This window comes from Bradyrhizobium sp. (assembly GCF_050014615.1).
Lineage (GTDB): Bacteria > Pseudomonadota > Alphaproteobacteria > Rhizobiales > Xanthobacteraceae > Bradyrhizobium.
In genome coordinates this window covers 1-3,827 of sequence record NZ_JBEKCZ010000321.1, presented here as the reverse complement: position 1 = coordinate 3,827, position 3,827 = coordinate 1, and the positions used below count along the sequence as shown (strand labels likewise).

At 64.8% G+C, this 3,827-nt stretch carries 4 protein-coding genes; 2 read left to right on the top strand and 2 right to left on the bottom strand.

Annotated features, from left to right (window positions below):
* Together ABR948_RS28860 and ABR948_RS28855 are read left to right on the top strand one after the other, a co-directional pair.
* On the top strand, positions 1 to 767 hold a 767-nt coding region (locus tag ABR948_RS28860), incomplete at its 5' end, for an SDR family oxidoreductase (RefSeq protein ID WP_428124612.1).
* A gap of 99 nt (positions 768 to 866) precedes the next feature.
* Positions 867 to 1,130, top strand: coding sequence for a hypothetical protein (locus tag ABR948_RS28855; protein ID WP_428124610.1), 264 nt, complete (start codon positions 867 to 869; stop codon positions 1,128 to 1,130).
* A gap of 33 nt (positions 1,131 to 1,163) precedes the next feature.
* On the opposite strand, the gene ABR948_RS28850 is transcribed toward ABR948_RS28855, so the two are convergent.
* Positions 1,164 to 1,844 (bottom strand): alpha/beta hydrolase family protein, encoded by a 681-nt coding sequence (locus tag ABR948_RS28850; protein WP_428124607.1) that lies wholly within the window; start codon positions 1,842 to 1,844, stop codon positions 1,164 to 1,166.
* A gap of 39 nt (positions 1,845 to 1,883) precedes the next feature.
* The gene (locus ABR948_RS28845; protein WP_428124605.1) at positions 1,884 to 3,572 is read right to left on the bottom strand and encodes a methyl-accepting chemotaxis protein; all 1,689 of its coding nucleotides are present in this window, start codon (positions 3,570 to 3,572) and stop codon (positions 1,884 to 1,886) included.
* Positions 3,573 to 3,827 lie beyond the last annotated feature (255 nt).

Genomic DNA, 3,827 nt, shown 5'->3' with positions numbered 1-3,827 from the left:
AGGTCTGCGTTGTCACCGGCGCGGCGAGCGGCATCGGTGAGGCGGTCGCGCGGGCTTATGCGCAGGCCGGCGCGCGTGGCGTGGTGGTCGCCGACCTCAAATCCTCGCGCGACCGGCTGGCCGGCGTCGCCGGCGATATCGACGGGTTTGCCGTCACCGCCGACGTCGGCCAGGAAAGCGATATTCAGGCGCTGATATCAGCGGCCGAGGCCAGGTTCGGGCCGGTGGATATCTTCTTTTCCAATGCCGGCCTGTCGCGCAAGGGACAGGAGAGCGCGTCCGATGCCGACTGGGATGTGAGCTGGCGGGTGCATGTCATGAGCCATGTTTTCGCGGCCCGCGCACTGGTGCCGGGCATGCTGGCGCGGGGCTCCGGCTATCTCCTGAACACCGCCTCCGCGGCGGGCCTGCTGGCCTCGCTGAACTCGATGCCGTATGGCGTGACCAAGCATGCCGCGGTGGCGCTGGCCGAGCATCTGGCTATTCAATATGGCGACCGCGGCATCCGCGTGTCCGTGCTTTGTCCGCAGTCGGTGCAAACGGGCATGACGACGGCGGGCCCGAGCGCGGCAAGGGTCGACGGCGTGATGCAGCCGGCTGAAGTGGCGCGCATCGTGATCGAGGCGATGGAGGCCGAGCGCTTCCTGATATTGTCCCACCCGGGCGTCCATGAATATATGCAGCGCAAGGCCTCCGGCATCGACCGCTGGCTGGCGGGAATGCGGCGGCTGCGCGACAGGACCTATGGCGTTCAACGCGAGGGCTGACATACAGGCGTGTTGATATGCAGGCGGGCCGACATGCCCGCGTAGTGTTGCTCGTGTTCTGTTCGATCGATGACGCGTTAAGGCAAAGGACCGACGGCTTTGAAGCTTTTTGCACCTGTCATGCTTGCGCTCCTGTTCGGCGCCGCTCCCACCTTGGCGGCGGTGGAGCAATGCCGGTTCATCCAGGCGAAGCCGGAGCGGGAAGCCTGTTATGAGCGTCAGGAAACGGCGCTTGCCGCCAAACGCCAGGCAGAAACCGCGCGCGCCTCTGACAATGCCAAAAGCATGGAATCGCTGGAGCAGATGAAGCACGAAGACATCGAGCTGAACCGGCAGTTGCACAGCATCTGCCGGGGCTGTTGAGCGGCTTCCGGATCGCCGGCCGCATTCTCTGATTCACAAAACTTCGAGCGCGCCGATCCAGGTCGAGAACGTATCCAGGATTTCCTTCATGACCTCGCGGTCGTTGCGTCCCGAACGCGCCGGCACGTGGAAGGAATGATCGGCGCCGCTGACCAGATGCAGCGACGCCAACGGCCCGATCCTGGTAACGACAGGCTCAATCAGCGTCAGCTCCGCAAGGTTGTCGCGGGTGCCCTGCATGAACAGCATCGGCACCTGCACCTCGGCGAGGTGGTTGGCGCGCTCGCTGGACGGCTTGCCGGCCGGATGCAAGGGAAAGCCAAGGAACGCCAGCCCCTGGACGCCGGCCAGCGGCGTGATCGCCTGCGCCTGTGACGTCATGCGTCCGCCGAAGGATTTGCCGCCCGCGATCAACGGCAACCCCGGACAGGCCCGTGCGGCTTCCGCCACCGCGGCGCGCACCGTGGCGTGTGCGACGGCCGGCGGATCGGGCCGCCGGCTGCCTTTTTCCATATAGGGAAACTGATAGCGCAACGTCGCAATACCGCGTTCGCCAAGGCCAGCCGCAAACGTTGCCATGAAGGGATGGGTCATCCCGGCCCCTGCCCCGTGGGCAAAGACAAAACACGCGCGCGCCTCAGGTGGACTGGTCAAAAGCCCGGAGACCGAGCCGGACTTCGCGACCTCAATATCAAGCTTCTGCGGGATGACCATTCAATCTCACCCCCGATGCCGTTTAGAAGGCGATGGAGCTTAGGCCGCGGCCGAGCTGCGGACGGCGTGGACGATGACCCGCCGCAGCGAGGATACCGCGTCGGTGACATCGGCCGCGTAGCTGTGAACCCGCCCCGCCTCATCGCCCAGACGCGTCGCCTCGCCCGAGACTTCGGCAATCCGGGTCGAAACCTCGCGGGCGCCATTGGCGGTCTCGGTGACGTTGCGGGCGATCTCGGTGGTCGCGGCGTGCTGTTGCTCGACCGCGGCGGCAATCGAACTGGCAATTTCGTCGATCGTGCGCACGGTGCCGCTGACCTCGTCCATGCCGCGCACGGTTTCCTGCGTGATGCTCTGGATTTCGTTGATCTGGCGGTTGATTTCCTCGGTCGAGCGGGCGGTCTGGGTCGCCAGATTCTTGACCTCGCTGGCGACCACGGCAAAGCCCTTGCCGGCGTCACCGGCGCGCGCCGCCTCGATCGTCGCATTGAGCGCCAGCAGATTGGTCTGCGAGGCGATCTCCGAAATCAGCGTCGTGACCTGGCCGACCCGCGCCACGGCTTCGGCCAGCGTGGCGATCGTGGTGCGGGCGTGGTCGCTGCGGCCGACCGCGACGGTCGTGGCCTTGGTCGCATTGTTGACCTGGACGCTGATCTCGCGGATCGAGCTCGACAATTGTTCGGTGGCGCTGGCCACGGTCTGCGCGTTGGCGAGCGCTTGCGCGGAGGCCGCCGCGACGGTCTGGGAGCTGGCGCCGACCAGTCCCGCCGACCGGCTCATCACCGCCGCCGCCTCGGTCATCGCCGTCATCCGGCTGTCGATACCGGTCACCGCGGTGTCGGTTTCGGTCTCGACGGTCGTCACCATGCCGGCCAGGGCTTCGCGGCGCGACGCTTCGGCCTCAGTCTTCTGAACGTCGACCTCGGCGCGCAGCCGTTCGGCTTCCGCCGATTTCTCCTTGAACACCTGGCACGCGCGCGCCACGGTGCCGATTTCGTCCTTCAAGGTGAGATCGCGCTTGAAATCGCTCGACGGCGCCTCGGACAGCGGCTGCTCGGTAAACTGGACCAGACGGCCGAGCGGCCGGGTGATCTTGCGTGACAGGATCCAGGCGCAGGCCATCATGAACAGGCCGACGATGACGGCGATCGAGAAGAACTGCCAGGCCACCTCGGCGAAGCGCGCATCGATATCGTCGACATAGACGCTGGTGCTGATCGCCCAGCGCCAGGGGTCGAACGCGATCGCATAGCTCAGCTTGGTCACGGGATCATTCGAGTTTCCGCGCGCCAGAGGGCTGAGGGCAATGACAGCGCCGGTGCCGTTGCGCGCGGCATCGATCTGCTCCTTGATGATTTGCCTGCCGCTTGGGTCGATGAAGCCATAGTAGTTCTGGCCTTCGCGCTCGGGCTTGGCCCCGTGCACGATGTTGACCCCGTCATAATCATGGACGTAAAAATATTCGCCGGTGCCGTACCGCAACGTCCTCAGCTGGTTCTTGACCAGCGTCTTGGCGGCGTCCTCGGTCAGCTCGCCGCTCTGGGCGCGGGCATAGGCGCTTTTGACCATGGAGACCGCGGTTTCGTCGAGGTGCCGCACCATCTCGACGCGCTCGGCGCTGATGGTCTGGTGAATCTTGTGGCTCGCGAGCCCGGCCAGGAAGGCGTAGCCGACAAAGATCATGACCGAGAACGCCAGCAGTTTAGCGCCAATTCCAAATCTGGGCATTCGATCACTCCGCATTCCAGAGTATCTACCTGCCACTAATTCATAAATCCGCCGTTAATCTTAAAGGCGATTGCGCGGCAATCGCGCGCCGGTCACGGAAGCGTTATCCGGCTGCGGCCCGAACACCATCGATAGTCGACGACGGGCGGATACGGCCAATGCTCGCCGATAATTTGCAAGGAGAATGAAAATGGGATTGCTCATTGACGGTCGTTGGCACGATCAGTGGTACGATACCTCGGCCAGCGGCGGACG

Excerpts from the sequence above, each read along its gene's own strand:
- ABR948_RS28850 (WP_428124607.1), bottom strand. The coding sequence starts at position 1,844 with ATGGTCATCCCGCAGAAGCTTGATATTGAGGTCGCGAAGTCCGGCTCG.
- ABR948_RS28845 (WP_428124605.1), bottom strand. The coding sequence starts at position 3,572 with ATGCCCAGATTTGGAATTGGCGCTAAACTGCTGGCGTTCTCGGTCATG.